The 25,526-nt window shown below is 39.8% G+C and carries 29 protein-coding genes; 9 read left to right on the forward strand and 20 right to left on the reverse strand.

Annotated elements, in window-relative coordinates:
• From Q0M21_RS05555 to ric, 4 genes are read right to left on the reverse strand one after another with little or no spacing between them, the layout of a single operon-like run.
• Nucleotides 1-675, reverse strand: a complete 675-nt coding sequence (locus Q0M21_RS05555) for an anaerobic ribonucleoside-triphosphate reductase activating protein (protein ID WP_295335461.1) — start codon at nt 673-675, stop codon at nt 1-3.
• Between the two features lies 1 nt (nt 676).
• Complete coding sequence (nrdD, locus tag Q0M21_RS05560) at nt 677-835, reverse strand: anaerobic ribonucleoside-triphosphate reductase (RefSeq protein WP_290872191.1); 159 nt, start codon at nt 833-835, stop codon at nt 677-679.
• Nucleotides 819-2,933, reverse strand: coding sequence for a ribonucleoside triphosphate reductase (locus Q0M21_RS05565; protein WP_295335464.1), 2,115 nt, complete (start codon nt 2,931-2,933; stop codon nt 819-821). The genes nrdD and Q0M21_RS05565 overlap by 17 nt, the downstream gene beginning before the upstream one ends.
• A 35-nt stretch (nt 2,934-2,968) precedes the next feature.
• Nucleotides 2,969-3,697, reverse strand: coding sequence for an iron-sulfur cluster repair di-iron protein (gene ric / locus Q0M21_RS05570; RefSeq protein WP_295335466.1), 729 nt, complete (start codon nt 3,695-3,697; stop codon nt 2,969-2,971).
• A 78-nt stretch (nt 3,698-3,775) separates the two neighbouring features.
• Between ric and nadA the strand changes: the two genes are divergently transcribed.
• Nucleotides 3,776-4,750, forward strand: a complete 975-nt coding sequence (gene nadA / locus Q0M21_RS05575) for a quinolinate synthase NadA (RefSeq protein WP_295335468.1) — start codon at nt 3,776-3,778, stop codon at nt 4,748-4,750.
• Entirely contained in the window at nt 4,750-6,297 is a 1,548-nt protein-coding gene (nadB, locus tag Q0M21_RS05580; RefSeq protein WP_295335470.1) for an L-aspartate oxidase, read from the forward strand. Before nadA ends, nadB begins: the two co-directional genes overlap by 1 nt.
• Here the strand turns inward: nadB and Q0M21_RS05585 are convergent.
• The 9 genes from Q0M21_RS05585 to Q0M21_RS05625 form a co-directional block, all read right to left on the reverse strand.
• Nucleotides 6,278-6,724, reverse strand: coding sequence for a copper resistance protein CopD (locus Q0M21_RS05585; protein WP_295335604.1), 447 nt, complete (start codon nt 6,722-6,724; stop codon nt 6,278-6,280). The genes nadB and Q0M21_RS05585 overlap by 20 nt on opposite strands.
• Complete coding sequence (locus Q0M21_RS05590; protein ID WP_290872180.1) at nt 6,721-7,092, reverse strand: group III truncated hemoglobin; 372 nt, start codon at nt 7,090-7,092, stop codon at nt 6,721-6,723. Before Q0M21_RS05590 ends, Q0M21_RS05585 begins: the two co-directional genes overlap by 4 nt.
• Nucleotide 7,093: 1 nt before the next feature.
• Nucleotides 7,094-7,861 (reverse strand): ABC transporter permease subunit, encoded by a 768-nt coding sequence (locus tag Q0M21_RS05595; protein ID WP_295335472.1) that lies wholly within the window; start codon nt 7,859-7,861, stop codon nt 7,094-7,096.
• Nucleotides 7,858-8,586, reverse strand: coding sequence for an ABC transporter ATP-binding protein (locus Q0M21_RS05600; RefSeq protein WP_295335474.1), 729 nt, complete (start codon nt 8,584-8,586; stop codon nt 7,858-7,860). The genes Q0M21_RS05595 and Q0M21_RS05600 overlap by 4 nt, the downstream gene beginning before the upstream one ends.
• Nucleotides 8,583-9,812, reverse strand: coding sequence for a nitrous oxide reductase family maturation protein NosD (locus Q0M21_RS05605; protein WP_295335475.1), 1,230 nt, complete (start codon nt 9,810-9,812; stop codon nt 8,583-8,585). The genes Q0M21_RS05600 and Q0M21_RS05605 overlap by 4 nt, the downstream gene beginning before the upstream one ends.
• Entirely contained in the window at nt 9,809-10,240 is a 432-nt protein-coding gene (locus Q0M21_RS05610; protein WP_295335476.1) for a nitrous oxide reductase accessory protein NosL, read from the reverse strand. Before Q0M21_RS05610 ends, Q0M21_RS05605 begins: the two co-directional genes overlap by 4 nt.
• A gap of 1 nt (nt 10,241) precedes the next feature.
• A complete protein-coding gene (locus tag Q0M21_RS05615) occupies nt 10,242-10,826 on the reverse strand; it encodes a hypothetical protein (RefSeq protein WP_295335478.1) in 585 nt (194 codons plus the stop codon).
• A gap of 52 nt (nt 10,827-10,878) precedes the next feature.
• Nucleotides 10,879-12,858 carry a Sec-dependent nitrous-oxide reductase gene (gene nosZ / locus Q0M21_RS05620; protein ID WP_295335479.1) on the reverse strand — a complete coding sequence of 660 codons (1,980 nt, stop codon included), beginning with the start codon at nt 12,856-12,858 and terminating at the stop codon, nt 10,879-10,881.
• A gap of 62 nt (nt 12,859-12,920) precedes the next feature.
• The gene (locus Q0M21_RS05625) at nt 12,921-13,403 is read right to left on the reverse strand and encodes a c-type cytochrome (RefSeq protein WP_295335481.1); all 483 of its coding nucleotides are present in this window, start codon (nt 13,401-13,403) and stop codon (nt 12,921-12,923) included.
• Between the two features lie 224 nt (nt 13,404-13,627).
• On the opposite strand from Q0M21_RS05625, the gene Q0M21_RS05630 reads away from it, so the two are divergent.
• From Q0M21_RS05630 to Q0M21_RS05640, 3 genes are all read left to right on the forward strand, one after another.
• Nucleotides 13,628-14,587 carry a 2-hydroxyacid dehydrogenase gene (locus Q0M21_RS05630; protein ID WP_295335483.1) on the forward strand — a complete coding sequence of 320 codons (960 nt, stop codon included), beginning with the start codon at nt 13,628-13,630 and terminating at the stop codon, nt 14,585-14,587.
• Nucleotides 14,574-14,975, forward strand: a complete 402-nt coding sequence (locus tag Q0M21_RS05635; protein ID WP_295335485.1) for a hypothetical protein — start codon at nt 14,574-14,576, stop codon at nt 14,973-14,975. Before Q0M21_RS05630 ends, Q0M21_RS05635 begins: the two co-directional genes overlap by 14 nt.
• Nucleotides 14,976-15,133: 158 nt before the next feature.
• Nucleotides 15,134-15,628 carry a DUF805 domain-containing protein gene (locus tag Q0M21_RS05640; protein ID WP_295335487.1) on the forward strand — a complete coding sequence of 165 codons (495 nt, stop codon included), beginning with the start codon at nt 15,134-15,136 and terminating at the stop codon, nt 15,626-15,628.
• Nucleotides 15,629-15,676: 48 nt separating this feature from the next.
• Here Q0M21_RS05640 and Q0M21_RS05645 read toward each other — a convergent pair whose 3' ends face one another.
• Nucleotides 15,677-17,488 (reverse strand): lysophospholipid acyltransferase family protein, encoded by a 1,812-nt coding sequence (locus tag Q0M21_RS05645; protein WP_295335489.1) that lies wholly within the window; start codon nt 17,486-17,488, stop codon nt 15,677-15,679.
• A gap of 194 nt (nt 17,489-17,682) precedes the next feature.
• On the opposite strand from Q0M21_RS05645, the gene Q0M21_RS05650 reads away from it, so the two are divergent.
• The 3 genes from Q0M21_RS05650 to Q0M21_RS05660 all read left to right on the forward strand — a co-directional run bounded on the left by Q0M21_RS05650 (nt 17,683) and on the right by Q0M21_RS05660 (nt 20,619).
• Nucleotides 17,683-18,444, forward strand: a complete 762-nt coding sequence (locus Q0M21_RS05650; RefSeq protein WP_295335491.1) for an exodeoxyribonuclease III — start codon at nt 17,683-17,685, stop codon at nt 18,442-18,444.
• A 26-nt stretch (nt 18,445-18,470) separates the two neighbouring features.
• A complete protein-coding gene (locus Q0M21_RS05655) occupies nt 18,471-19,436 on the forward strand; it encodes an OmpA family protein (RefSeq protein ID WP_295335493.1) in 966 nt (321 codons plus the stop codon).
• A gap of 148 nt (nt 19,437-19,584) precedes the next feature.
• Nucleotides 19,585-20,619, forward strand: coding sequence for an NADP(H)-dependent aldo-keto reductase (locus tag Q0M21_RS05660; RefSeq protein WP_295335494.1), 1,035 nt, complete (start codon nt 19,585-19,587; stop codon nt 20,617-20,619).
• Between the two features lie 5 nt (nt 20,620-20,624).
• Here the strand turns inward: Q0M21_RS05660 and Q0M21_RS05665 are convergent, their stop codons facing one another.
• The 5 genes from Q0M21_RS05665 to Q0M21_RS05685 form a co-directional block, all read right to left on the reverse strand.
• Nucleotides 20,625-21,113: a hypothetical protein gene (locus Q0M21_RS05665; RefSeq protein WP_295335496.1), complete on the reverse strand. Its 489-nt coding sequence runs from the start codon at nt 21,111-21,113 to the stop codon at nt 20,625-20,627.
• Nucleotides 21,114-21,133: 20 nt separating this feature from the next.
• Nucleotides 21,134-21,547: a hypothetical protein gene (locus Q0M21_RS05670; RefSeq protein WP_295335498.1), complete on the reverse strand. Its 414-nt coding sequence runs from the start codon at nt 21,545-21,547 to the stop codon at nt 21,134-21,136.
• 78 nt (nt 21,548-21,625) lie between these two features.
• Nucleotides 21,626-22,012 (reverse strand): hypothetical protein, encoded by a 387-nt coding sequence (locus Q0M21_RS05675; protein WP_295335500.1) that lies wholly within the window; start codon nt 22,010-22,012, stop codon nt 21,626-21,628.
• A 394-nt stretch (nt 22,013-22,406) separates the two neighbouring features.
• Nucleotides 22,407-22,778 carry a hypothetical protein gene (locus Q0M21_RS05680; RefSeq protein ID WP_295335502.1) on the reverse strand — a complete coding sequence of 124 codons (372 nt, stop codon included), beginning with the start codon at nt 22,776-22,778 and terminating at the stop codon, nt 22,407-22,409.
• Between the two features lie 40 nt (nt 22,779-22,818).
• Nucleotides 22,819-24,423, reverse strand: a complete 1,605-nt coding sequence (locus tag Q0M21_RS05685) for a hypothetical protein (protein ID WP_295335504.1) — start codon at nt 24,421-24,423, stop codon at nt 22,819-22,821.
• 106 nt (nt 24,424-24,529) lie between these two features.
• Here Q0M21_RS05685 and Q0M21_RS05690 point away from each other — a divergent pair, with 106 nt between their 5' ends.
• Nucleotides 24,530-24,901, forward strand: coding sequence for a helix-turn-helix transcriptional regulator (locus tag Q0M21_RS05690; RefSeq protein ID WP_295335505.1), 372 nt, complete (start codon nt 24,530-24,532; stop codon nt 24,899-24,901).
• Here the strand turns inward: Q0M21_RS05690 and Q0M21_RS05695 are convergent, their stop codons facing one another.
• On the reverse strand, nt 24,902-25,525 hold the full coding sequence (locus tag Q0M21_RS05695; RefSeq protein ID WP_295335507.1) for a murein L,D-transpeptidase catalytic domain-containing protein: 624 nt from the start codon (nt 25,523-25,525) through the stop codon (nt 24,902-24,904).
• Nucleotide 25,526: the final 1 nt, after the last annotated feature.

A 25,526-nucleotide genomic window follows, 5' to 3' on the forward strand; every position in this document is an offset into this window, starting at 1 on the left:
TTAGCGAAATTTGATTTTCAGCTTCGGATTTTCGGGGAGTTGGTGTTCCAAACGATTTCGGGAATCCGGCAATTTGCCTATGGTTTCGACGTTATTTCGGAAGTGTTGAATGTAATACGTTCCCGTGTATTCGTTGTATTGCAGGTAGTCAATCATCTCGTTGAGCTCTTCTTTGGCCAGTAATTCCGAATGGTAAGTGGTGCGCACTTCAAAAGTAATATTGGCTGCCAACAACAACTGCAGCGATTTTTCGAATTGATCAAACAAATCTGACTGGGTGATGCTATGGAAAGATTCTTTAGTCGATTTGAAATCGAGGGCAACATAATCAATTAATTCCTGTTCCAGTAAGTTTTGCAGTACTTCGGGTTTGGAGCCGTTGGTGTCTACTTTCACCAAAAATCCCATCGCTTTAACGGTTTGAATTTGCTCGACGATGTCTTTGTGGAGCAAACATTCGCCGCCACTAAATACTACAGCATCGAGTAAGCCTTTCCGGGTTTCCAAAAAGGAGACCATTTCGGAAAAGGTAAATTTTCCTTTCCCGAAAACAACCTCAGGATTATAGCAATACAAACACCGCATATTACAGCCGGCATACCACAAGATACAGGCGGTTTTATCCGGATAGTCCAACAGGGTGAACGGTGTTATATTGCTAACCGATTTTACCATCTCAGCTTTCTTTAAAGTGCAGGCGTTGTTTGTGTTCGCCTTTTTTACCGATGTTGAAACTTTCTACCGGACGATGGTAGCCCATTACACGGGTGTACACCAGGCATTTGGTGCGTAGTTCTTGGTGTTGCTCCAGAACAAGGTTAGTGTTGGTTTTCATAGTTATCTTGGTTTAGTTTTTCTAATAAAGCATCGTCACATTTCGGGCAAAATTCGTGTTCGCCGTTGAGGTAACCGTGCACCGGACACACACTAAAAACGGGTGTTACGGTGATGTAAGGCAATTTGAATTTCGACAGCACGGTTTTCACAAAGTTTTTACAGGCTTCCGAAGTGCTGATTCTCTCGTTCATGTACAAGTGCAACACGGTGCCGCCGGTGTATTGGCACTGCAATTCGTCTTGCATTAATAAAGCTTCAAACGGATCTTGGGTAAAATCAACCGGAATTTGAGAGCTGTTGGTGTAATAAATATTGTCGTCGCTACCCGCTTGTAAAATGTTCGGATAGCGTTTTTTGTCTTCTTTGGCGAAACGATAGGTAGTGCCTTCCGCAGGTGTAGCTTCGAGGTTGTATAAATTTCCGGTCGCTTCCTGGAATTCTTTCATGCGATTGCGGATGTGGTTTAAAATTTCCATCGAAAATTCATGGCCGAAACGCGAGGTAATGTCTTCTTGGTCATTGGTGAAATTGCGAATCATTTCGTTCATTCCGTTGACACCAATGGTGGAAAAATGATTGCGGAAATGCGGCAAATACCTTTTGGTGTAAGGATATAAACCTCTATCGTACATTTCCTGTATGAATCGTCGTTTTTTCTCTAAAGTCGATTTGGCCAACACCATCAGTTCGTCCAATCGGGTGAAAAGCGCCTCTTTATCGCCTTCATATAAGTAGCCCAAACGAGCCATATTGATAGTGACTACACCAATGCTACCGGTCATTTCGGCACTACCAAACAAACCGTTCCCGCGTTTGAGCAATTCGCGCAAATCGAGTTGCAAGCGACAGCACATACTGCGTACCGCATTGGGTTTGTAGGCATTTGGGTTTTCCATTTTGTTGCCGTTTTCGTCTGTAGTATATTGACTTCCGATAAAGTTTTGGAAATAGGAAGAACCGATTTTAGCCGTGTTTTCAAACAGCAGTTCGGTGTTTTCGCCGTTCCAATCAAAATCTTCGGTGATGTTTACGGTCGGAATCGGGAAGGTGAACGGTTGGCCGTTGGCATCGCCTTCGGTCATCACCGTATAATAGGCTTTGTTAATCAGATTCATTTCGGCCTGAAAATGCTCGTAACGCAGTTCGGTTAAGCTTACCACGCCGCGTTCTTGGGCACGTGCCAAGATTTTTTTATCTGTAATTTTTTCAAATAAATGCTGGTCGTTTTTGGTTGGGACTTGTGTCGCTAAATCTGCGGGGACAACCCAATCTAAGGTAATGTTGGTAAACGGCGATTGGCCCCAACGCGCGGGAACATTAAGGTTGTACACAAAACTGCGAACGGCTTTAAGTACGTCTTCAAATGACAAATTGTCTTTGAAAACGTAAGGTGCTAAATAGGTGTCAAACGAACTGAACGCTTGGGCACCGGCCCATTCGCTTTGCAAAATTCCGAGGAAGTTGGCCATTTGTCCTAAGGCTTCTCGGAAATGTGAAGGTGCTTTGCTTTCCACCCGACCGCGAACGCCGTTGAAACCGTCGTTGAGTAAAACCCTCAAACTCCAACCTGCGCAATACCCGGTTAAGCAATCCAAATCGTGAATGTGGATGTCACCGTTGCGATGGGCGTAACCTTCTTCTTTGGCATACACTTTATCCAGCCAATAATTGGCAATGATTTTTCCGGCCACATTGTTCACCAAGCCCGCATTGGAATAGGAAGTGTTGGCATTGGCATTAATGCGCCAATCGGTTTGTGCGATATACTCTTCGATGGTTTGGGTGCTGTCTACATAAGTTGTGTCGTCGTTCAATCCTTGCACGTGTTCGCGTTGTAGTTTTCGCGTGTGGCGGTACAACATAAACGAACGCATCACAGTGAAATACTGGTGCTCGAAAAGTATTTTTTCAATGGTATCCTGAATTTCTTCAACGGCCCAAGTATCCTTGGCATCGATGGTTCCCATTACTTTTTCCAAAACACGCTCATCAAACGGAAGCGAAACGCTGGTAAAGCTCTTGACTATCGCATCCTTTATTTTAAAAGGTTCAAAAGGTTTATAATCTCCGTTTCTTTTGATGACATATTTTTCCATGATGAGCGTGGTTTTTTAGGTTAGGTTAGTAAGAATTATGCGAGGTTGAACTTGGCTTCCATAGCCTGCGCTTTAGGGAACACAATATTGTTTTCCAAGTGGATGTGCTTGTGTAAATCCTGTTCAAATTCTTTCAGCATAGCAAAAGTTACGCGGTAGGTTTCACAAGCATCGGCCGGCGGATTGTAATCATTGGTCAATTTGGCAATCAGACGGAAGCGTTCGCCTTCGTTTTCATGCTCATGTTGCATCATGGTAATCGGATTGTCAACGGTACCAAAATGTGGCTGTTCGATGGCGGTGTTGTCTCGTAAGGCATAGAACATCTTTTTGACAAACGGAAACAAAATCAGCTCTTCTTTTTTCATGTGTTGGGCCAATTCTCCGGCGCAAATTTTAAAGTGTAAAGCGATTTCAAACAGTTCCGGATGGCGCTGGCCGTGTACTTTGCATAGTTTATCGAGATAGAATAATAAAGCGGTCGATTTTTCTTCTACATAACGATGGTGCGTTTTTTCGATGTAGTCGATTAATAGGTCGGTTGGCCAAGATTTAAAATCGATGTTGTTATCCGATTTCGATTCTAAAACGGCATTCAATTCGTCTTGTACTACATGGATATCGAGTCCTTTTTTTTCGCAAACTTCGTCTAAAGTTCTATTGCCTTTGCAGCAAAAATCGATGCCGTATTTAGAGAAAACCGCAGCGGTTCGGAAATCACCCGCTACAAATTCTCCTACAGTTATTTGGTCTAAAGCATTCATAAATAATGTGTTTTAATTTTAATAATTCCAAAATTAAGACTTGAAGGCCGTTGCGATATATGATTAAAGTCATAGAAAATGGCTTTTTTCAGCCCTTATTTTGTAGCTTCTTACAATACACCTATGGAAAATTTAAAAGAGCAGATTCTCCGATTGAAAAAGGAGAAGCATGCGGTTATTTTAGCGCATTATTACCAGCAACCCGACATACAGGAAGTGGCCGATTATGTGGGCGACAGTTTGGGATTGTCGCAAGAAGCGGAAAAAGTAAATGCCGATATGATAGTGTTTGCCGGCGTACATTTTATGGCCGAAACCGCCAAATTATTGAATCCGAAGAAGAAGGTTTTGTTGCCTGATTTGAATGCCGGTTGTTCGTTAGCCGATTCTTGTCCGCCTGATATTTTTAAGAAATTCATCGAAGCCCATCCCAATCATATCGTGATTACTTATGTGAATTGCTCCGCCGAAATCAAAGCGTTGAGCCATTTGGTTTGCACGTCGTCCAATGCGGAAAAGATAGTCAACTCGGTACCCGAAAACATCCCGATTATTTTTGCGCCCGATAAAAACCTCGGAAACTATATCAACCAAAAAACCGGACGCCAAATGGTGCTTTGGGACGGCAGTTGTGTAGTACACGAAGCTTTTTCTTTAGAGAAACTGATCGCGCTACACAAAGAACACCCAAATGCTGCAATTATTGCGCATCCCGAATCGGAAACGCATATTTTAGAAACGGCGAGTTATATCGGATCCACTTCAGGGATGATTGAATTTGTAAAGCAAAGTCCGAAAACCGAATTCATCGTCGCCACCGAAGCCGGCATTTTACACAAAATGCAGGAAGCTGTACCCGATAAAGTTTTAATTCCCGCGCCGGCTATGGAAGACAATACTTGTGCGTGCAGCGAGTGTGCGTACATGAAACTCAATACGCTTCGCAAATTATACGATTGTTTGGCCAATGAAACGCCCGAAGTAACTGTTCCGAAAGCGGTGGCCGAAAAAGCCATTGTGCCTATACAACGCATGCTTGAATTATCTAAATAATGAAGTTAGAAACCGATTATTTGATCTTAGGTTCGGGCATCGCCGGACTGACGGTTGCCATCAAACTGGCCCAGCATTTTCCGAAGCGAAAGGTATTGATTGTGACCAAATCCAACGAAGACGAATCAAACACCAAATACGCCCAAGGTGGGATTGCCGTGGTGATCGATGGTGTGAGTGATGATTTTGAAAAGCACATCCACGATACTTTGGTATGTGGCGATGGGTTGTGCAATCGTGAAGTAGTAGAAATGGTGGTGAAAGAAGGACCAAAGCGCTTGGCCGAACTCATCCAATGGGGAACGCAATTCGATTTGAACGATACGGGAACGCTCGATTTAGCCAAAGAAGGTGGTCATTCTAACTCGCGCGTGGTGCATTATAAAGACCAAACCGGGCGTGAAATTGAGCGCGCTATTTTAGCCAAAGCCCATCAGCAACCCAATATTGAAATCCTCGATTTTCATTTGGCCACCGATTTGATTACTGACCAAAATACCTGCCACGGGGTTTGGGTTTTGGATGAAAAAACCAACGACATGTTGCCGATTTTTTCCCGCTTCACCATTTTGGCGACCGGTGGTATCGGACAAGTGTATCAGCAAACGACCAATGCTACAATAGCTACCGGCGACGGCATTGCCATGGCGATTCGAGCCAAAGCTAAGATTAGTGATATGGAGTTTATCCAGTTTCACCCAACAGCTTTGTATGCACCGCAGTCGGCTTCGACGTTTTTGATTTCTGAAGCAGTTCGGGGTTTTGGTGCCTATTTAAAAACAAAGGACGGGCATCGGTTTATGTTGGATTATGATGATCGAGGCGAATTGGCATCGCGCGATATCGTTTCCAGAAGTATCGAAACCGAACTCAAAAAATCGGGTGACGATTGCGTGTATTTAGATTGTACGCATTTGGATTTAGTCGAATTTAAAAAGCATTTCCCGACGATTTATCAGAATTGTTTGTTGGAAGGTGTTGATGTGGCTACAGCTTGGATTCCGGTGATTCCGACGCAGCATTATTTGTGTGGCGGCGTTGAGGTGGATAAAAACGGATTGACTTCCATTAACCGATTATTGGCTTGTGGTGAATGTGCCCGAACCGGTTTGCATGGGGCGAATCGCTTGGCGTCGAATTCGTTGTTAGAAGCGTTGGTGTATGCCCATCAGATTTATACTTATTTAGGCGAAACGGATTCGGAAAACAGTTCATTTTCCTTGAAAATACCGAGTCATTATCCTCAAAAAGCCAAAAACGTTTCCTCCGCATGGGTATCGAAGCATCGGGAAGCATTGCAAAACCTTATGCAGCAAAATGCCGGGATTGTTCGGCACGACATCGATTTGAAAAACACCTTAAAGCAATTGCAACTTTGGAAAAACGAGTGTCGGGAAATGGAACGGGAATTCGCCGTGACCAAAGATTTTTTAGAATTGAAAAACAGTATTGAGGTTAGCATACCGATTGTCGCTTTTTCTTTAAAACGTCATGAAAATAAAGGCAGTTTTTACAAAGAAGGGAAAGCTATAAACCTCCAATTCTAACCCAACTTCCCAAGACCAGCATTGCTACTCCGATAACGGTAATGGCGATAATTTGAAAAGCCACCGGGCGTAAATTGTCAGATTTGATTTTCGGGAAGACAAACAATTGGGCGTTGATGGCCAAGCCTACGGAAAGCAACAGCAGTAGCAATTTGGCGGAAACTACTTTTTCAATACTGCCTGAAAACGAAAACCAATGGGTAACCGTTACATCGTAATGATACGCCATGGCAATTCCGGTGATTAATAAAGTTAGTAACGACGGTAAGCCTACCGGTTCGAATTTATCTTTAAAATTGATTAATACCTTCGCCTCTTTCTTTTTCAAGGCTTCGGGTAAATAGCGAATGGCTAAAAAAAGATGACCGCCAACCCAAACGGTCGCGGCCAGTAAATGAAAGATTAAAATAATTTGATGTGTCATCAGCTCAGGGTTTTGTACATCATGGCGGCGGAAATGTTCAGCGCGCGATTTTTGATTTCTTCGGCCTTCGGACCTTCAAAAAGTTTGTCTACGGTTTCAGTGAATAATTTATTCCAATGTCCGAAATGCGTCGGGTTCATCGGGCTTTTTTCGTGTAATTCTTTGTGACGGGCCATCGGATTGCCTTCGTAATTTCCGGTAAAGAAAAGAATGTTTTCCCAAAAATTGTACATTTTGGGCAGGTGATTTTCCCAATTCACCTGAGCCACATCGTTGAATAAATAACCGATAACGTCGTCGGTTTTTACTTTGTCGTAAAAGGTATTGACCAATTTCTCGATGTCTTTTCGGTTTCGGATATCGGTTTTCATGTTACAAATCTTTTTGGTTGAATTTTTTCAGTGAGATAAAAAACGGAACCATCGCCCACAAACAAAGCAGCAAAAACGAAACGATTAAACCGACTGCGGTTCCGAAGAAATCCTGAAAAATGGCTCCGGTATAACCCATCATGGCAGAAACATCCAAGTGCATCAAAATTTGAATACGCGCCAAATCGATTGGGCTTAAAGCCGTCATGGCTACCATGGCATGTTCGATAGGATAATCGGCCAATTGGAAGAGTAAGAACAACACGATACCGTCGAATAATAAGGCAAAAAACAACCAAGTCATGATGGCAATCCCAATGCCTTTGGCTTTGTCTCGGGTTAGAATCGAGCTCAAAAAGGCCAGCGCTACAAAGATGACCGAGATTAAACTGCCGACCACAATCATCATTAGTCCAACGCTGTCGGGTGCATTAATCAGCAACGGAATGCCGGCACCGACCACAAAGGCTAATACCATAGAAAGTGACAATCCCAAGAACAAACTGGTCCAAATTTTTCGGCGTTTGATGGGTTGGCTCAGCAACAGTTCGATAAATTCTGAGCTGTTGTATAAGTAAATGGTGGAAAATAGTATGGAAACCAATGGTACGGTGAATAAAATTACGTTGAGTATGGTAAGTAAGCCTTTGGCAGCGTTGTCTTCCAAGGCAAAAGAACTCCAAGACAATGCGGCCAAAATCAAGGTATAGGCCAACACAATTTTATTCTTCAGGATATCGAGTAAGATGATTTTAATGATGCGGTTCATGGTGCGTTTCGGGTTTCGGTTTGTTTGGCTTTCAGGATGCTGGCAATGGCTTTGGAAATTCTGGTTTCGTTGGTTTCGGCTTGAATAACGGTAACATTTTTATGGAAATGCACTTGGCCCTCCTGCATAAAAATGATTTCGGTGATTAAGTCGTCGAGTTCACTAAGCAAGTGTGACGTGATGAGAATCAGTTTGCCTTTTTCTTTTTCGCGGATGATTTTTTCTTTTAAAATCTCAGACGCCAGCGGATCTAAACCGGCTGTAGGTTCGTCTAAAATCAGCACATCGGGATTGAATAAGAAGGCTAAAACAGCACTTACTTTTTGGGTAGTTCCGCCCGAAAGGGTTCGCATTTGTTTGTCGAACATTTTTTCGAGCTCGAAAGCGTGAATCAATTCTTCGTCTAAATTAGTGGCTGTAGGACGAACTTTTTTAATCATTTCGATGATTTGACCGATGGTCATGTTGTCGGGATAGCGTCCAATTTGTGGCATATAGCCTATGTTGTTTCGGTACAAATAATCACCGAGAATTGATTTTCCGTTGAAAGTAATCGAACCGTTATCGGGAATGACCATGCCTAAAATCGATTTGATTAAAGTGGTTTTTCCGCAACCGTTAGGTCCGATTAGGGCAATGCATTGTCCTTTTTGAAACGAAAGGGTAATGTCTTGTAATACGGCTAATTTGCCGAATTTTTTGTTTATATTTTGTATATCTATCATAGCGGCAGAGACTTCATTAAAGGCGTATTGTCTACAAAATTATCAGGGGTGATACTGGGTAATACTTTTTCGGATTTGTCCAAAAGGGTAATCATAAAACTTCGGTACAATAACATCGACGACGGATTGCTTTCGGTGAGCACTGCAAACAAACTCAGCGGATGGTAGGGCACATCGCCTATGCCGTCTTTGTTTAAATCGTAGCCTTCGTATTTGTCCCAGTAATTGCTATTGAAGGTATTGAGTACCAAACTTCCGTTGGTGCTGATGTCGAATGTATTGCCGACATAGTTGTTGTTTACCACTTCGTTTTCCATACAACTGGCTTGGATTTTCATGCCCCAGCCGTTAGCTTCAAAAACGTTTTTTTCGACTTTAATTCGGGACGTACCTTCCATATAAATTCCGGAAGTATTTCGTTTGAAATGGTTGTTAAAGATATAACTGTCGGCTATCTCTTTGAGCAATAAGCCATAGGCCGAATCGCCCCAGTTTTCTTCGAAATAATTATTGAACATCTTGACGTTTTTGGTAAACATCACGGCAACACCGGCTCCGTTTCCTTTGAAGACATTGGTTATATAAGAATCGTCGTTGGAAAACATAAAGTGCAAACCGTAGCGAATGTTGTGGTTGGAGATGTTGCGCCAAATCACGGAGTTAGTTACAAATTCGAAATAAATTCCGTCTCGGTGTCCCGAAATTTTGTTGCCAATGATTTGCAGGTTTTCGCTTTTCCAACAGTGAATACCGTTTCCGATGAGTTGTTCTTGTTTACCGTAGGCTTTGATGAAGTTGTTTTTGACAATGCTGTTTTTGGAATTTTGGAGGTAGATGCCGAAAAAGTTATTGTCCAGAATGTTGTTCTCAATGCGAACAAAGTTACGGTCATAGACTTTAATTCCACAAGGATCATCTAATGCCGCATAACCCGAATTAATGATTTTGAAGCCTTTGATAACCACATTATCGGCGGCCACAGAAATGACTTCAAATTTGTTTTGGCCGTCAAGTGTTGGGAAGTTTTTGCCCAGGAAAATGATTTTTTTGTTAATTAGAATAGTTCCTTCTTTGTAAATACCCGGAGTCACTAACACGGTATCGCCATCGTTAGCCAAAGCTAGACCTTGTTTGATGGTTTTAACCGGATAGGATTTTCCGATAGTAATGGTTTTGGCATTACTGATTAGGCAAAAAAAGCAAAGGATGTAGACTAATTTTTTCATTTGTAGGTATTGTAAACTTCAGACCAAGTTAGGGTTTGAGCTCCAAGTTTTTTGGCATATTCGCCTTGTGGTGCAGCGGAAGAGAATCCCGCCACATTGCCTCTCATGGGCGAATTAAGTTGATCACTTTTGATATAGAAAGCCGTTTCTGCCGGAATCAAGGTGTTGTCCTTCAAATAATCGCTTACAAAGAAAGATTGATAAGGAACAACTGTATTGGATTTGGCAAATTGTATCATACATGCCAAATCGTCAAACTTGTAGTAACGACCTTTTTGGGTAATCAATTCGGCTCCGAATTTACCGTTAGCAATGGTCATCTTGCAAAAATCGCAAGCATCAGTGTTTATTTTAATCGGTTTTGGTTCGTTGGAGCCGCAGGACATTAAAGTCAGTAAGGCAATACAGGCTAGGGCAATGGTTTTCATATTATGCTTTTTTAGTAAACTTATATTCTTTGAGCACCACTAAAAATAATAAAATTCCGGCTACTGTTAACATCCAGCCTCCGGTATCTGGTATAGAGTAGGCACCAAAGTTGAGTAATTGTTTGTAACCGATTAGCGGTGGTTGGTAGGCCATGCCCGGCACTCTGATGGCCGCGTTAGGATCGAGGTTGTGTCCGTACTCATAATTCCATCGGTAGAAATCTACGGCAGCTAAGATTACAAAAACCACATAACTGATTAGAAAAAGTAAGACTGCTTTTCTTTTGGCTATGAAAATCAGAATAAGAGCAATGAGTCCGAACGCTCCAAAGACATAAGGCAAAACGGTAAACTCGAAAAAGTTTTCGGTGTGCAAAGTGGCCATACCGATATAGTGATTTAATCCGTTGATGATTTCCACATCGCCACCTATTTTGTTGGCATGGAGTCTAAGCACTAATCCTTCGGGATATTGCGGTGCTTCCAGTTGGATTTGCCACATTGGTACAAACAGTGCACCGATAAATAACGCCCCGGTTATCAAAAGCAATACTTTCGATAGCCCTGATATTGTTGGATTTTTCATTTTATTGAGAGAAAAAAAGGGAACAAATAAAATCTGTTCCCTTTGGTTAATTTTATTTGGTTGCCTTCGGTAAGTTGGTTCCCACACTCCAAGAGAGCGGGACATTACTTCCGGCCGGAGAAACTCTCACGTAGCCTTGCATTTCTTGGTGTAGCGCGCTACAGAAATCGGTACAGTACATCGGATACATACCGGCTTTCTTAGGAATCCATTTTAGGGTAGTGGTTTCACCAGGCATGATGAGTAACTCACCGTTATCGGCACCTTTGATGGCAAATCCGTGCGGTACATCCCAGTCTTGTTCTAAGTTGGTTACGTGGAAGTACACTTCATCGCCTACTTTAATACCTTCAATGTTATCCGGTGCAAAGTGAGAGCGGATGGATGTCATGTACACATGTACTTGGTTTCCTTGTCGCGTTACTTTAGCATCTTTTTCCCCTTTGGCTACATAAGGGTGATTGTTATCTGCAATTTTATAGAATTTCAACTGACCGTTGTTTCGAATCAAATCGGCCGGAGCGGCTTGCGCATAGTGCGGTTCACCGATGGTCGGGAAGTCGAGTATGAGTTGCATTTTATCGCCGCTGATGTCAAATATTTGAGCGGATTGTGCTAACTCCGGACCGGTTGGTAAATAGCGGTCTTTGGTAATTTTATTATAGGCGATTAAGTATTTACCGAAAGGTTTTTTACTGTCACCACCAGGGATACATAAGTGACCTACAGAATAGTAAGTTGGTACTCTATCCAATACTTTTAAAGTTTTGATATCCCATTTTACTACTTCAGAAGACACGAAGAAAGTGGTATAAGCATTTCCTCTACCGTCGAATTCGGTGTGTAACGGACCTAAGCCCGGTTTTTGCACTTCACCATGTAAAGCAGCTTCGTATTTTACTACCGGAATTCCGCCATAATCGCCTTCGAATTGTTTGTTTTTGATGGCGCCCATTAATTTATCGAAACTGAATACCGGAATCAAGGCAGCCAATTTACCGGAACCTACAATGTATTCTCCTGTTGGATCTACGTCACAACCGTGAGGTGATTTAGGACAAGGAATCATGTAACAAATGTCTTTTAAAGCAGCAGCATCCAACACTAAAACTTCATTTTTCATTTCAGAAGTGGCAGTGTGTGTTTTCTCATTCCATTTGTTGTGAGCGTATTTTACGCTTTGTTTTTTACCTTTTCCGGCTTTGATGTACTCTTCGGCTTTTTTCCAGTTCACCGCCATAATGAAGTCTTTGTCACGTTGAGACGCATTTACTTCTAATAAGGTGTTGGCTTGTTCGGTGTTGTAACAAGAGAAGAAGAACCAACCGTGAGATTTGCCTTTACCGGCGTGAGATAAGTCGAAGTTAACACCCGGTGTAACAATTTGGAACGCTAAGTCCATTTCTCCTTCTTTGCCCACTTTCACAAAACTGATGTGGCCTTTGAAGTTTTCTTTATAAGTATTGATGGCTACATCTCCGTTTTCGTAATCCGGCGGTACACTAAAACGAGTTCCGGCTACTACATATTCAGTATTTTCGGTGATGAATGGCGAAGAGTGATTACCACCACTGTTTGGCAACTCGATAATTTCGGCAGTTTTGAACGTTTTCAAGTCGATACGAGCGATACGCGGGGTGTTGTTGGCGTTACCAAAAACCCAACGACCATCTACTTCACCATTGGTTTGAGAGAGTTCGGTGTGGTGTAAATCGTCCCAAGGCACAAAACCGTTGGACGTGTTTAACATCGGTTTGGTTTCTTCGCTGTAACCCCATCCTTTTTCAGGGTCAACGGAAAACACCGGAATTACTCGGAATAATCTACCGCTTGGCAGACCGTAAACACTCAACTGTCCGCTGAAACCTCCGGACACGAAGTTATAAAATTCGTCATATTTACCCGGAGCGACATAGGCTTTTTGAGCGGCATCACCACTCACAGCATCGCCCGAGTTCTTTGGCTTACAAGAAGTGAACAAAGCACCTCCGAGAACGATAGCAAAAATTGCTTTTACAAACTTATTTTTCATTATTATTGATTTAAATAAGATTGGTCAGCACTTTCACGGGTTAACCAATCTCAGGTTTTGGTTTATTTTACACCGTCATTTTTACGCATGTACTCTAAGATGTGACGAGCATCATCATCGCTTAATCCTTGGTTAGGCATACGAACCAGACAGATTTCCAATTGGGCCTGTACTTCCGGATCTTTGTCAATCATTGGGTCAGGATTAGTAATAAAGTTCATAATCCACTCCGGTCTTCTTCTTTCGGTTACGCCTTTCCATCCCGGACCAACCAATTTTTCATCGGTCATTTTGTGGCATGAAGTACATTTTACTCCGGATACTTCTTCTCCTTTAGTAGCCATGGCTTGATCAAGTGAAGCGCCAAGCTCTACAGTAGTGAATTTACCTTCACCTCTTTTAGGATCGTAACTAGCAGGATCAGCGGCAGTTGTTTGAGAAGCAGACGGGTCGGCTGCAGGGTTGTATTCTTCAGTTTCTTTTTCTTTTTTTCCGCAAGCAATCAGTAGGGAAAAAGCGAGAGCAGTTAAAAATAATTTTTTCATGATAGGAAGTGTTAAAAATTCATATACAAATTTCAGTATTAAACACTTGTTAATTTTATGATTACAATCATAAAGAGCAGGAAACTTTTCAGTCACATTTTTACAAACGTATGATTCTGATAATCAATCAGTCATAAATGATTCGGCTGAAGACCGTTAGTGTATTAAAAAATGCTTTACAAGCTGTAACTATAAATCTTATCTTTACTTCTCAATTTAAGCTTATGCCTAATCAAAACATCAAAATATTACACATCGACAGCAATCATCCACTGTTGTGGGAACAGCTTGAACAAGCCGGGTTTCAGAATGAAGCCGATTTCACATCGTCTAAAAGCGAAATCGAAGCTAAAATTCAGTATTATCAAGGGATTGTTATTCGGAGTCGGTTTAAAATCGACCAAGATTTTATAGATAAAGCCACCAATCTCAAGTTTATTGCCAGAGTCGGTGCCGGTTTGGAAAGTATTGATTGTGACTATGCTGAAGCTAAAGGTATTCATTTGATTGCGGCACCCGAAGGGAATTGCAATGCCGTTGGGGAACATGCTTTAGGGATGTTATTGTCGTTAATGAACAAACTCAACAGGGCTGACCGTTTGGTGCGCCAAGGCCAATGGATACGCGAAGGCAATCGAGGGTATGAGTTAGAAGGTAAGACCGTTGGTATTATAGGATATGGCAATATGGGGAAATCGTTTGCCAAAAAGCTGCGCGGATTTGACGTTACCGTTTTGTGTTACGATATTTTACCCAATGTAGGCGATGCCAATGCGCGTCAAGTTTCGTTAGCCGAATTGCAAGCCAAAGCGGAGGTATTGAGTTTGCACATTCCGTGGACACCGGAAACGGATAAAATGGTAAATGCTCCATTTATCGACGCTTTTGCCCACCCTTTTTGGTTGATCAATACGTCAAGGGGGAAAAATGTGTTGACCGATGATTTGGTGGCTGCGTTGGAATCGGGTAAAATCCTTGGCGCCGGATTAGACGTTTTGGAATACGAAAAATTATCCTTTGAAAATCTTTTCATCGATACCGAAAAACCCAAGGCTTTTGAGTATTTACTGCAAGCGGAAAATGTATTGTTAACCCCACATATTGCGGGCTGGACTTTTGAAAGTCATAAAAAATTGGCCCAAACGATAGTGGATAAAATCGTTGCGTTTTATGAACAAAATTAGTTATTACTTAGTTGTGATTGTAGGGTTACTGACTTTTATTCAGTTTTTCCCACACGCATTTTTAGGAATGCCTTCTGTATTGGAGCACATTCAAAAAGGAGAGATTCAACCTGCGGCAGCACAAAGCATGCAAATGATTTGGTTGTATTCCTCCGTAATGATGTTACTGTCGAGCATTTGGTTATTCTTTTTGGCTAAACCTGTCAAAGAAGGAAAGCACGTAGCTCGTTTGCAGGTGTTGTACCTGAGTATTGGTTTGTTGGCTTTTGGATTGGGTTGCAGTTATATTGCTCAAACAGTATTCAATCCATTGTTTTTCTTTACGGTAGAAGGTATTTTGTTGTTATTGTCGGTAACGGTGTTTTATAGAAGAGATCAGCAAGAGTAGATAAAGGTTTTTAACCGGGGTTGCTTTTTGGGTTGGAATTTTATATCAATAAATTATTACTAATTAAATTTATTACAAAATTTCTGTATATTTGAGAATATTAACCAACGGAGTAACCGAAAATCCTTAAGAGTAGGACTAACTAAAAACTATTATTTATGTTTGATTGGTACAAGAAAGTTGTATTTGAAAATTACGCCAATTTTAATGGCAGAGCCAGAAGATCAGAGTATTGGTATTTTACGCTCTTTAACGTTATTTTTTCTTTAATCACTACCGCAATTGACAAAATGTTAAACTTAGACATTGGTTTGAATACCGTTTATAGTTTGGCAGTTTTTATTCCGGGCTTAGCTGTTTCTTTCCGAAGATTACATGATATTGGGAAAAGCGGATGGTTATTAGTGATTATTTACTTAGCCATAATTATTGCTGCTTTTGTTATGGTAGGAGCAAGCTTGACAGCCTTAGCAGGTGGTGCTTCTCCTGAAAGTTTTGGAGTAGGAATGATTATTGCTTTAGTGGTTGTTCTTGGTTTAGCCATCTGGTTGCTTGTTATGTTTTGCACGAATGGAGACGTAGGCGAAAACAAATACGGTCCGGACCCAAAAGCTGATGGTTCAGAAAACATAAGTCAGATTGGAGTAGAATAATCCAATTTGCCATTCAATAAAAAAGCCGGTAGTCACTACCGGCTTTTTCTATTTGTAATTTTTCTCTTTGCGTTCCAATTCGGCTTGGAATTCTTCCATAACCGGTTTTACAGTGCTTTCGGGTAAGTCGGCAATGCGAATGTACATCAAGCCATCGACAGCATTGTTGAATAACGGATCTACATTAAACGCTACCACTCGCGCGTTTTGTTTGATGTATTTTTTAATCAATACCGGAAGACGCAAACTGCCCGGCTCGACTTCATCAATGATTTTGTCGAATTTATTCAAATCGGCTTCCGTCTCATTGAATACAAAATCCTTGTCGGCATCTTTCAATTTTACTTTGAACTCTTTCTTCGGATTGATGTATTGCGCTACATACGGATCGTAGTAATGCGACTTCATGAACTCAATCATCAACGATTTGGAGAATTCGGTAAACTGATTGCTGATGCTTACGCCGCCAATCAAATATTTGTGTTCAGGATAACGTAAGGTGGTATGCACGATGCCTTTCCATAACAAGAACAGCGGCATTGGTTTTTGTTGGTAATCGCTCACAATAAAGGCGCGACCCATTTCGATGGACTTCGACATCATGTCGTATAACTCCGGTTCGAAACGGAACAAATCTTGTAAATAAAAGCCTTCGATGCCGTATTTCGGGAAAATCTCAGCGCCCAATCCCATACGATAGGCTCCGGCAATTTGCTGGGTTTCATCATCCCACAAAAACATGTGATGGTAATAATTATCGTACTGGTCTAAGTCGATGGATTCGTTAGTGCCTTCGCCTACAGCCCTAAAAGTAATCTCGCGCAGACGACCGATTTCGTGTAAAATGTTCGGGATTTTATCGGCAGTTACTAAAAAAACCAAGTAGTTTTTACTTTGTAACAAACGGTAATCACCTTGTTTTAATACTTCGATTTCTTCTAAAATCTTGTCGTGGTTGGCCGGTTTTACAATTTGTTTCGGACTCTTAGGTGTTTTCAAATTCAAATTGAGGTTTTGCGAGCTCAACAATTTGGATTCTTCGTTAAAAGAATTGGCCAACATGTAGGTTTTACGACGCAAGAATTCCGAGTATTCTTCAATGGTTTTGTGTTCGTTTTGCTCGGCTACGGATATCGGTTTCCCGATACGCACCTTAATTACGCGGTCTTTTTGGGTTAGCAATTCCGAGGGTAATTTGGCGGTACGAAGCGTTGGATTGATTTTCGATAAGAAGTAGAAAAAGCGGCTGTTTTTGGCATGGAAATAAATCGGCACTACCGGAACTTGCGCTTTGCGAATCACTTTAATGGCGCCTTCTTCCCAAGCTTTGTCTACTACCAATTTGCCGTCTTTGTAAGTCGATACTTCTCCGGCAGGAAACATGCCTAAAGGTTTGCCGTCGCTCAAATGGCGCAGCGTTTCTTTGATGCCGATGACACTCGACTTAGCATCTTTGTGATTTTCGAACGGATTAACCGGCATGATGTAAGGCTTCATCGGTTCGATGCGATGCAACAGGAAATTGGCGATAATTTTAAAATTCGGTTCTCTTTCGAGCATTAACTTCAACAACAAAATACCGTCAATACCACCCAGCGGATGGTTGGAAATGGTAATGTACGGACCTTCTTTCGGCAATCGTTTTAAATCATCTTCCGGAATTTCAAACTTAATTTGAAACTCGTCCAAAATAGCGTTTAGGAATTCTACTTCGCTCAAATGTTTGTTGCGGTCGTAGATTTTATTCAAGGTAGAGATTTTCAAAGCTTTCATTAGTAACCAGCCACAAAAAGTTCCGAAAACCCCGTATTTATCAGCGTTTATTGCTTTTGCAACTTCTTTAGCAGTAACTAAACCCATGTATACCGTTCGTTTTTGAGTAAGAAACAAAGATAGTAATTCTGCTGAAATAGCCTTGAGAAAATGTGGAAAACACGGTTGAAACTTTAATTTTTTATTAAGGTTTTTGGGTTTCAAATGTTTGGCTTTTTGTCTATTTTTGACCCAAGACCATTCGGTTGAACAGTATGCAACAGAATTTAATCTAAAGCTTAATGCGCATCATCTCTTATAACGTAAACGGCATCCGCGCGGCGATTTCAAAAGGATTTTTGAATTGGTTGCAGCAAGCCAACCCCGATGTGATTTGCCTCCAAGAAATCAAAGCCACCGAAGACCAAATCCCGTTGTTAGACGTGGAACTTTCCGGCTATCCTTATCACTATTGGTTTCCGGCGACTAAAAAAGGTTACAGTGGCGTGGCTATTTTGTCTAAAATAAAACCCAACAAAGTAGTTTTCGGCACCGGTATTGATCACATGGATTTTGAAGGCAGAAACTTGCGGGTGGATTTCGACGATTTTTCGGTGATGAGTTTGTATTTGCCTTCGGGAACCAATATGGATCGCTTGGATTACAAGTTCCAGTACATGGATGAATTTCAGGAATACATCAATAATTTGAAAAAGGAAATACCAAATTTGATTATCTGTGGCGATTACAATATTTGTCACGAAGCCATTGATATTCACGATCCGATTCGCAACAAAACTGTGTCGGGATTCTTGCCGGAAGAGCGCGCTTGGTTGGACAAATTCATGAAAAGTGGATTTATCGATACTTTCCGATTCTTTAACAAAGAGCCTCATCATTACAGTTGGTGGAGTTATCGTGCTAATGCCAGAGCAAATAATAAGGGTTGGAGAATTGATTATTGTTTGGCCAGCGAACCTTTAAAAGACCGTTTGCGTAGAGCGGTAATTTTACCCGAAGCCAAACATTCCGATCATTGTCCGGTTTTGGTAGAAATTGAATAAGTAAAAACAGCCTTAAAATAAATAAAATGATTAAAAGAGTAGTTTTAGGAATCGCAATGTTGACGGTTATGTCGTCGTGTGTGTCTAAGAAAATTTACAATGATTTAGAGAACAAGTACACCGATTTAAAAAAGGAAAATCGTTCGTTAGCCGATGAGGTAGATGAGTTGCACAAAGCCAACGCCGAGTTTGACTCGGTTAACAAATCGCTTACGGCTGAATTGGCCAAATTGAAAGCCGACCGCGATAAATTACAAGCCGATTGTACGGCAACCACTAATAATTTAAAGGCTTTACAAGAATCGTACGCTGCTTTGGAGAAAAACAGCAACGATGCTTTGGCCTCAAACATGAACAAGAATCGTGAGTTGCTTGCCCAATTGGAGGCCAAAGAAAAAGCCATGGCGGCAGAGCAAGATCGTTTGAATAAATTGAGAGATGAATTGGCCTCTAGTACCAAGCGTCTGAACGAATTGGAAAGCATGATTGCGGCCAAAGATGCCAGCATGAAAAAGCTGAAGGAAACCTTATCCAAAGCGCTCAATGCCTTTGAAGGGAAAGGGTTAACCGTAGAACAAAAGAACGGTAAGGTTTATGTTTCTATGGAAAACAAATTATTGTTCCAAACCGGAAGCTGGGCAGTTGGTGCCGAAGGAAGAAAAGCCGTAGTAGAAGTTGGAAAAGTATTGGCTCAAAATCCTGATATTACGGTGTTGATTGAAGGGCATACCGACAACGACAAAATTTACGGCGCTATTGGTGGCGGTGTAGAAAATAACTGGGATTTATCGACTAAAAGAGCCACAGCGATTGTGAATATTTTGGGTGAGAATGCCGGTATTCAAAAGAAAAATTTAACCGCAGCGGGTAGAGGAGAATTTGCCCCGTTGATGAGTAATGATACACCGGAAGGCAAAGCCAAAAACCGCAGAATTGAAATTATTTTGACACCAAAATTGGATGAAATTTCCAAGATGTTGAATGAGTTTTAAGAGATAGGTGCTGAGGCGCTGAGCTACTAAGGTTCTGAGTTACGACTTGGAACCTTTTTTTATGCCGTACGTTTCCAAAAAATCTGTTAATCGAAACTAAAAAACGACTTCAATGCGCTACTTTTGCGGTGCAAAAAAGCCATTCAAAATGAACTATACTACTTTACCGAATACCGATATTAAAGTCAGCAAAATTTGCTTGGGCACTATGACTTTCGGAGAGCAAAACACCGAAAGTGACGCACATGCGCAATTGGATTATACCGTAGAGCAAGGCATAAACTTTATTGATACTGCCGAAATGTATCCGATTGCAGCGAGACAAGCTACTTTAGGTTCGACGGAAAGGTATATTGGTTCTTGGCTTAAAAAAACCGGAAAGCGTGAAGATTTGGTAATTGCGACTAAAATAGCCGGGCCGAATAGAGGTATGGAGTATATTCGTCAGCCTTTAAACTTTTCTAAGAAAAGCATACATGAAGCGGTAGAGTTGAGTTTGAGAAACCTGCAAACGGATTATATCGATTTGTATCAAATGCATTGGCCGGAGCGTGTGATGAACATGTTTGGTCAGCGAGGTGTTTCGAAAATTGACACCCAATGGCAAGATAATTTTGCGGAAGTGTTACAAGTGTATGACGGTTTGATTAAAGAGGGTAAAATTCGACATATCGGCGTTTCCAATGAAAACCCTTATGGTGTAATGAAGTTTTTAAGCGAGAGTGAAAAGCATGGTTTACCTAGAATTGCCACTATCCAAAATCCGTATTCGTTATTGAATCGTTTGTTTGAAGTAGGATTGTCGGAAATCTGTATGCGTGAGAATGTTGGTTTGATGGCTTATTCCCCATTGGCTTTTAGTTTTTTAACCGGGAAACATTTGAACGGTTTGCAACCGGATTCTCGTTTAGGCTTGTTTCCTCAGTTTACGCGCTATGCCAGTGAGAATTGTTGGAAAGCCACCCAATTGTATCAGCAGTTGGCATTGGATAATGGTCTGACTCTAACCCAAATGGCTTTGGCTTTTGTGTACCAACAAAACTTTGTAATGTCGACAATTATCGGGGCCACTAAAATGGAACAACTCCAGGAAAACATAGCGGCTTTTAACACTGTGCTTTCTGCTGAAGTTGTTGCCGAAATTAACAAAATTCAAGCGGTATTTCCTGATCCTGCGCCTTGATTCGTTTATTTTGAACCCAAATGAATGGAAGTAATGCTATTGGTGGAAGTGTTATAATTCAATACTACAAATGAATCGGAACTTTTGTCTTTTCCGTTTTCAATGTCGATAATTATGAAACCTAATCCATTGACAAATCCTTTATTTTTATAGGAGTTTGGAAAAAAAGGTTGAATTATATCAATGTTGCTGCCCACTTTAATTTCCGGTTTGTAAAAATAGAAGTGCTCATTTCGCAATTCAAAACCTATCAAATTGTTTTCATAGAAATACAATGAATTGTTTTTGTATCGGTAATCTTTCCAAGTTTCATTATCCATTTCATTCTCGTAATTACTGATGGTATCCGGGTTTCCCATTTTTTCGACAATTGAATTAGTGGTTTGTTGTAATACAACACCATTGATATTCAAGTCATCATAGGTTAAAGAGTCGTTTTTAACGGTACATGAAATCATTCCGACGGACCATAAAAAGAAAAGTGCTTTTGTCATGACAATAGGTTTTTTTAAGTTTAATTCAATGTAAAAGTTGCCTTATTCGGTAGGTAATATTCTTCATTGGGCTGTGACAGTTGTTCTAGATACAAGGACTGATTATCGGGTTTTAATATAATTCTGATATTTATTACTGCATCATTTATGCCACTTTTGACAGTACCTTCATAAACATTTTCAGTAATTAAATTAAGCGAAATAGCATTGTCAGCATCGGTTTCTTTGCAGTCGAGTTTTGAGCCGTTCCCGAAACTACTACAGTAATTTCCGGTGATTTGCTTTCCTTTTTGAACCAAATAGAGTTCTGTATTGCCGGTAGCAGATTTCCAATACCAAGTCCCGGTAATTTCTTTGGATTTGGCACAGCCTGCCAGACTTAGTAAGAATGGAATGGCTGAAGCGATGATAAGGTTTTTTAGTGTAGCTTTCATGATGTATCATTTCTAAGTTTTGTAGAATAACCTCAGTAGTATGGAAAATACTACTGAGGTTATGACAGTTCATTCATTCTAAGGTTGACGGTTAAAAACCATAAATCCACTTTTATCAACGGGTCTCAACGTTAGTGTAGTTTCAGACAAGCCATATATTTCATAACAATATTGTTCCTGATTATTATTGGGATTAACCAATTTTAGATAATTCAACTCTGTAGTGACAGGTACAATTTCACCACACTGAGGAGAGGTGTTTGACAAAGTAAAAGTATATGTAACATTGGGCTGTCCCGAATATACCCAAGTACAAGTATTTCCGTTGAACACCATTTTGTAATTGCTATCGGCCTCGGAAATCCAAGAGCCTATGATTGTGGCTTCTTGGCTTGGGTTGTTAGTAAAGGAAGAGAGTACCGAGCAAATTGCAACAGCAATTATGATTCTAATTTTTGTTTTCAAAGGTCTCATGATTTAGTGAATTTAGTTTGTTACACTATTTGTATACTTGATACGAGGGCGTAAAAATTAATTTCTGTTGAAGAACTGTTCAGTTTTTTTACTTTTTTACCTCTGTGAAAATCTTGTTGAACCTCACAATCAGGGGCTTTACTTTTTGTATTTCATAAAAAAATAGTTTTATTTTTTTATAAATATCTTTTAGTAATAAATGTAAATTGTTGACTAAATTATAGACAATCGTTGAGTTTTTCGATTTCTCAAACTTCGTTTTATTTTTTTGAAATTTATATCATTTCTAATTTAAACTCTGGAGATTTTTTTATAATCCTCCAGAGTTTATTCAAACTTGAATATTATTCAAGATTAGTCTTAAGCTAAAATTCTACATTTAATATTATTGTTTAATAAAATGACTATAACTTACTTTCGGTGCAATTGTTGCCAAGGTCATCTTATAATTTCCTATACTATTAATTGCATATTCATAAACTTCGTTTGAGTTATTAATATTTATCAACTTTAAATATGTATGTTCAATTCCGTTTTGAGAAAACTCGCTAGTTATAGAAAATGTAAATTGTCCAATTATTTCTCCATTTAATCTCCACTCGCAATAATTATTGTTGGTAAATGTCCATACATTTGCAACTTCATTTTCAATTACCCAAGTGCCATTGATTTTTGCTCTTTCACTTTCTATTAATGTTGTTTGCCCGCTTGCAAATCCAAAAGAAAGCAGCAATAAAGTAATAGTTAATATTTTCATGATTTTTTTATTTTAGATTTATAATATTCTCTAGATAGTCTTACAAACAATTTATAAAATTTTTTGCTTCTGTAAATAAGGAGTTTCTATGTTGTAAACCATTTGTTCCTCCATTTACTAACAAAGTTATTTTTTTAGATGTTGTTAGGCTATTGATAGGAGAGCCTAATTTGTCTATAACGTTATTTTTAAAATACCATAAGGCACTAATTACAGCTATCTTCATATCGGAAGCAATAAGTTCTGGATTTTCGACTAAATTTACCGTATTATCATAATTTTCTTGATAAAACATATTAAATGAAGTATAATTGTCTCTTCCTGTTAGTTGAAAGATTCCTCTGCCAATAAATTTATATCCATCTCCATAGTTTGTATTTCCTAATTTTGATTTAGGACTTCTGTTAGCATCATCATAAACATAATTTGCAAACATTTCATGATTAACAAAAGTATTATTTGCAGTATTTACATAATCATTAGGATTTGCCTTGTTAGGATTTGCGTTAGGATTTGATAAAGGATTAAAGTATTTTTCCCAATAATCTTCTGTGCCTAATCTGCTTACTCGATAATTTAAATTTTCAGTAAATGTTCCAAATTCTATTCCAGTTATTGGATTTGTACTTTCATGTCCTGCTTGAGATAAGAAGTGTTGTAATTTTTCTTTTGTATCAATGCCAAATTCTTTTCCATACTCATTAACATATTGAGCAATTTTTTCTAAGGTAATGTCAGGAGTATTTGGAAACATCAACTTTAATTTTTCTTTTGAAGTATTACAATCGCCTTTATCGCCTAACACCCCAATCGCTCCACTAGGTGCACACCTAAGGAGTCCCGTTTGGCAAACATCTTCATAACTTACAATCAAGGTTACACTATATCCGGGATAACGTCCGTTACCACAATCTGAAGCCAAGTAAGATTCCCAACTTGAGTAGGACTCTCTGCATTGGCAGAGTACTGTTAAATAAACTTTAGTACAACCTGTATTGCTCGATCCGCCATACTCACCTTCTCCTCCTCCTCCTCCTGAGCTTCCGGTAGGATAATCTCCTACGGTACCACCCATTCCGCCACCGCCACTTTCAGGTTCAGTATCATCAATGACAGGATTCGTAAAGTCAGCCATAAGGTCTTCGCATGGATTTGTTTGCAACATGCCTTTAGACGTTATGGTTCCTCGAAACTCTTGGAGCTTTTTAAGTTGTTCCTGGTACTCTTGGGCAAATACATCCGTCATGGCATATTTCATCAATGTTAATTCGAGTTCTCCTTCTTTGTCAGTCATGACCAAATTGTGAAAGGTTTTATAATCATCTTCGGGATGATTAGTAACTCTAAAAATATAATTTCTAACCCCTAATGAATCAACAACTAATAGGATACTGCTGTAATCAATTGTCTCGTAATCGGTTCTTAATAAAGATTGTTGTTGACTGTTTGCCCCTAAGTTTTGAAACTTAGTTTTCAGTACATTGGCAATTCGTTTTGCCTCAGCACCTTTCAAATACTCGGTTGTGATACCGCTTTTTTGCCCTAATCCTTTCTCTTTAACATAAAGTTCTTCTGTTTGACAGCCTTGTAATGAACAAAGCATTAAGGAAAGGATTCCCCAAAAATACAAAATTCTTACATTCATAAATAAATAAAATTAAAATTTAACAAATAAATACAGTCAAAACTATATATATTTGTAGTAAATTTCTATTTAAAAATGAATTGTGTTAAGTCAAAATGTAATAATTATGGAAATAGGAATCAAAATCAAAAAATTGCGAGAAGGCAAGAAAATGTCACAGATGGAGTTGGCTTATATCTTGGGAATATCCCAATCGAAACTTTGTAATATAGAAAGCAATGAAGACAAGTCTATCGATTTTGTACTCATGCACAAAGTTTGTCAGTTTTTTGAAGTTGGGTTTGACCATTTTTTAGACCTTAATAAAGTCAATAGCCCGTCAGTCAAATCCCAAAATTCACTTAGTACGCTACACGATGCCTTTGAAGATAGTGTGATGAATCAAATTCATTTTCTGATTGCGGATAACCGCTCCAAAGAACATCGAATTCAAGAGTTGCTGTTTCAAATTGCACAAATGAAACGAGACCAAACCTGATTAATAATAGAGGTACAATAGTATCGGCTTTTCAGAGGTGTCAATAATTTTTTCCAAACGATTAAAAAAGGTCTCATTCACCATTGGACACCCCAAACTATTGCATATCGGACTCAATTGTTCCTCATGAGGTACTTTCTCATAATGATGCAACACTATAAATCTTTCTAAAGCTTTATCGTTCGTTTTGTCTAGGCCGAAAAGTTTATAAGCTTTGCCGAATTTCCCTGTATAGTGGCGTCCAATTTCATACTTCCCCAACGATGTAGTGTGCGAATCGGGGATGTTGCTGAAATGTAATTTACCTTCAATACCGGTTTCTGACCCGGAACCATGCGCCATTAGTCCTTGATCGATGCATTGGTTTTTCTTTACATTGTAAACAAAGAATCGGTTTTTACCCGACATGATTTTTAAGTCGGCCAAAAAAACTATTGCCTCATTGTATTTCGGATTGTTCTCGATAAACTTTTCAATCTCACGTATTTTAGTATACCGTCGTTTTTGTACATCATCGTCGGAAATGGGTATGGACTGACTGGATAGTGGTAAAGATTTTTTCCAGTACCAATACCCTAAACCCAAAATGACCATTATTAAAAATATGCCGAACAGTTGCTTCATT

Source organism: Flavobacterium sp. (assembly GCF_024710485.1).
Lineage (GTDB): Bacteria > Bacteroidota > Bacteroidia > Flavobacteriales > Flavobacteriaceae > Flavobacterium.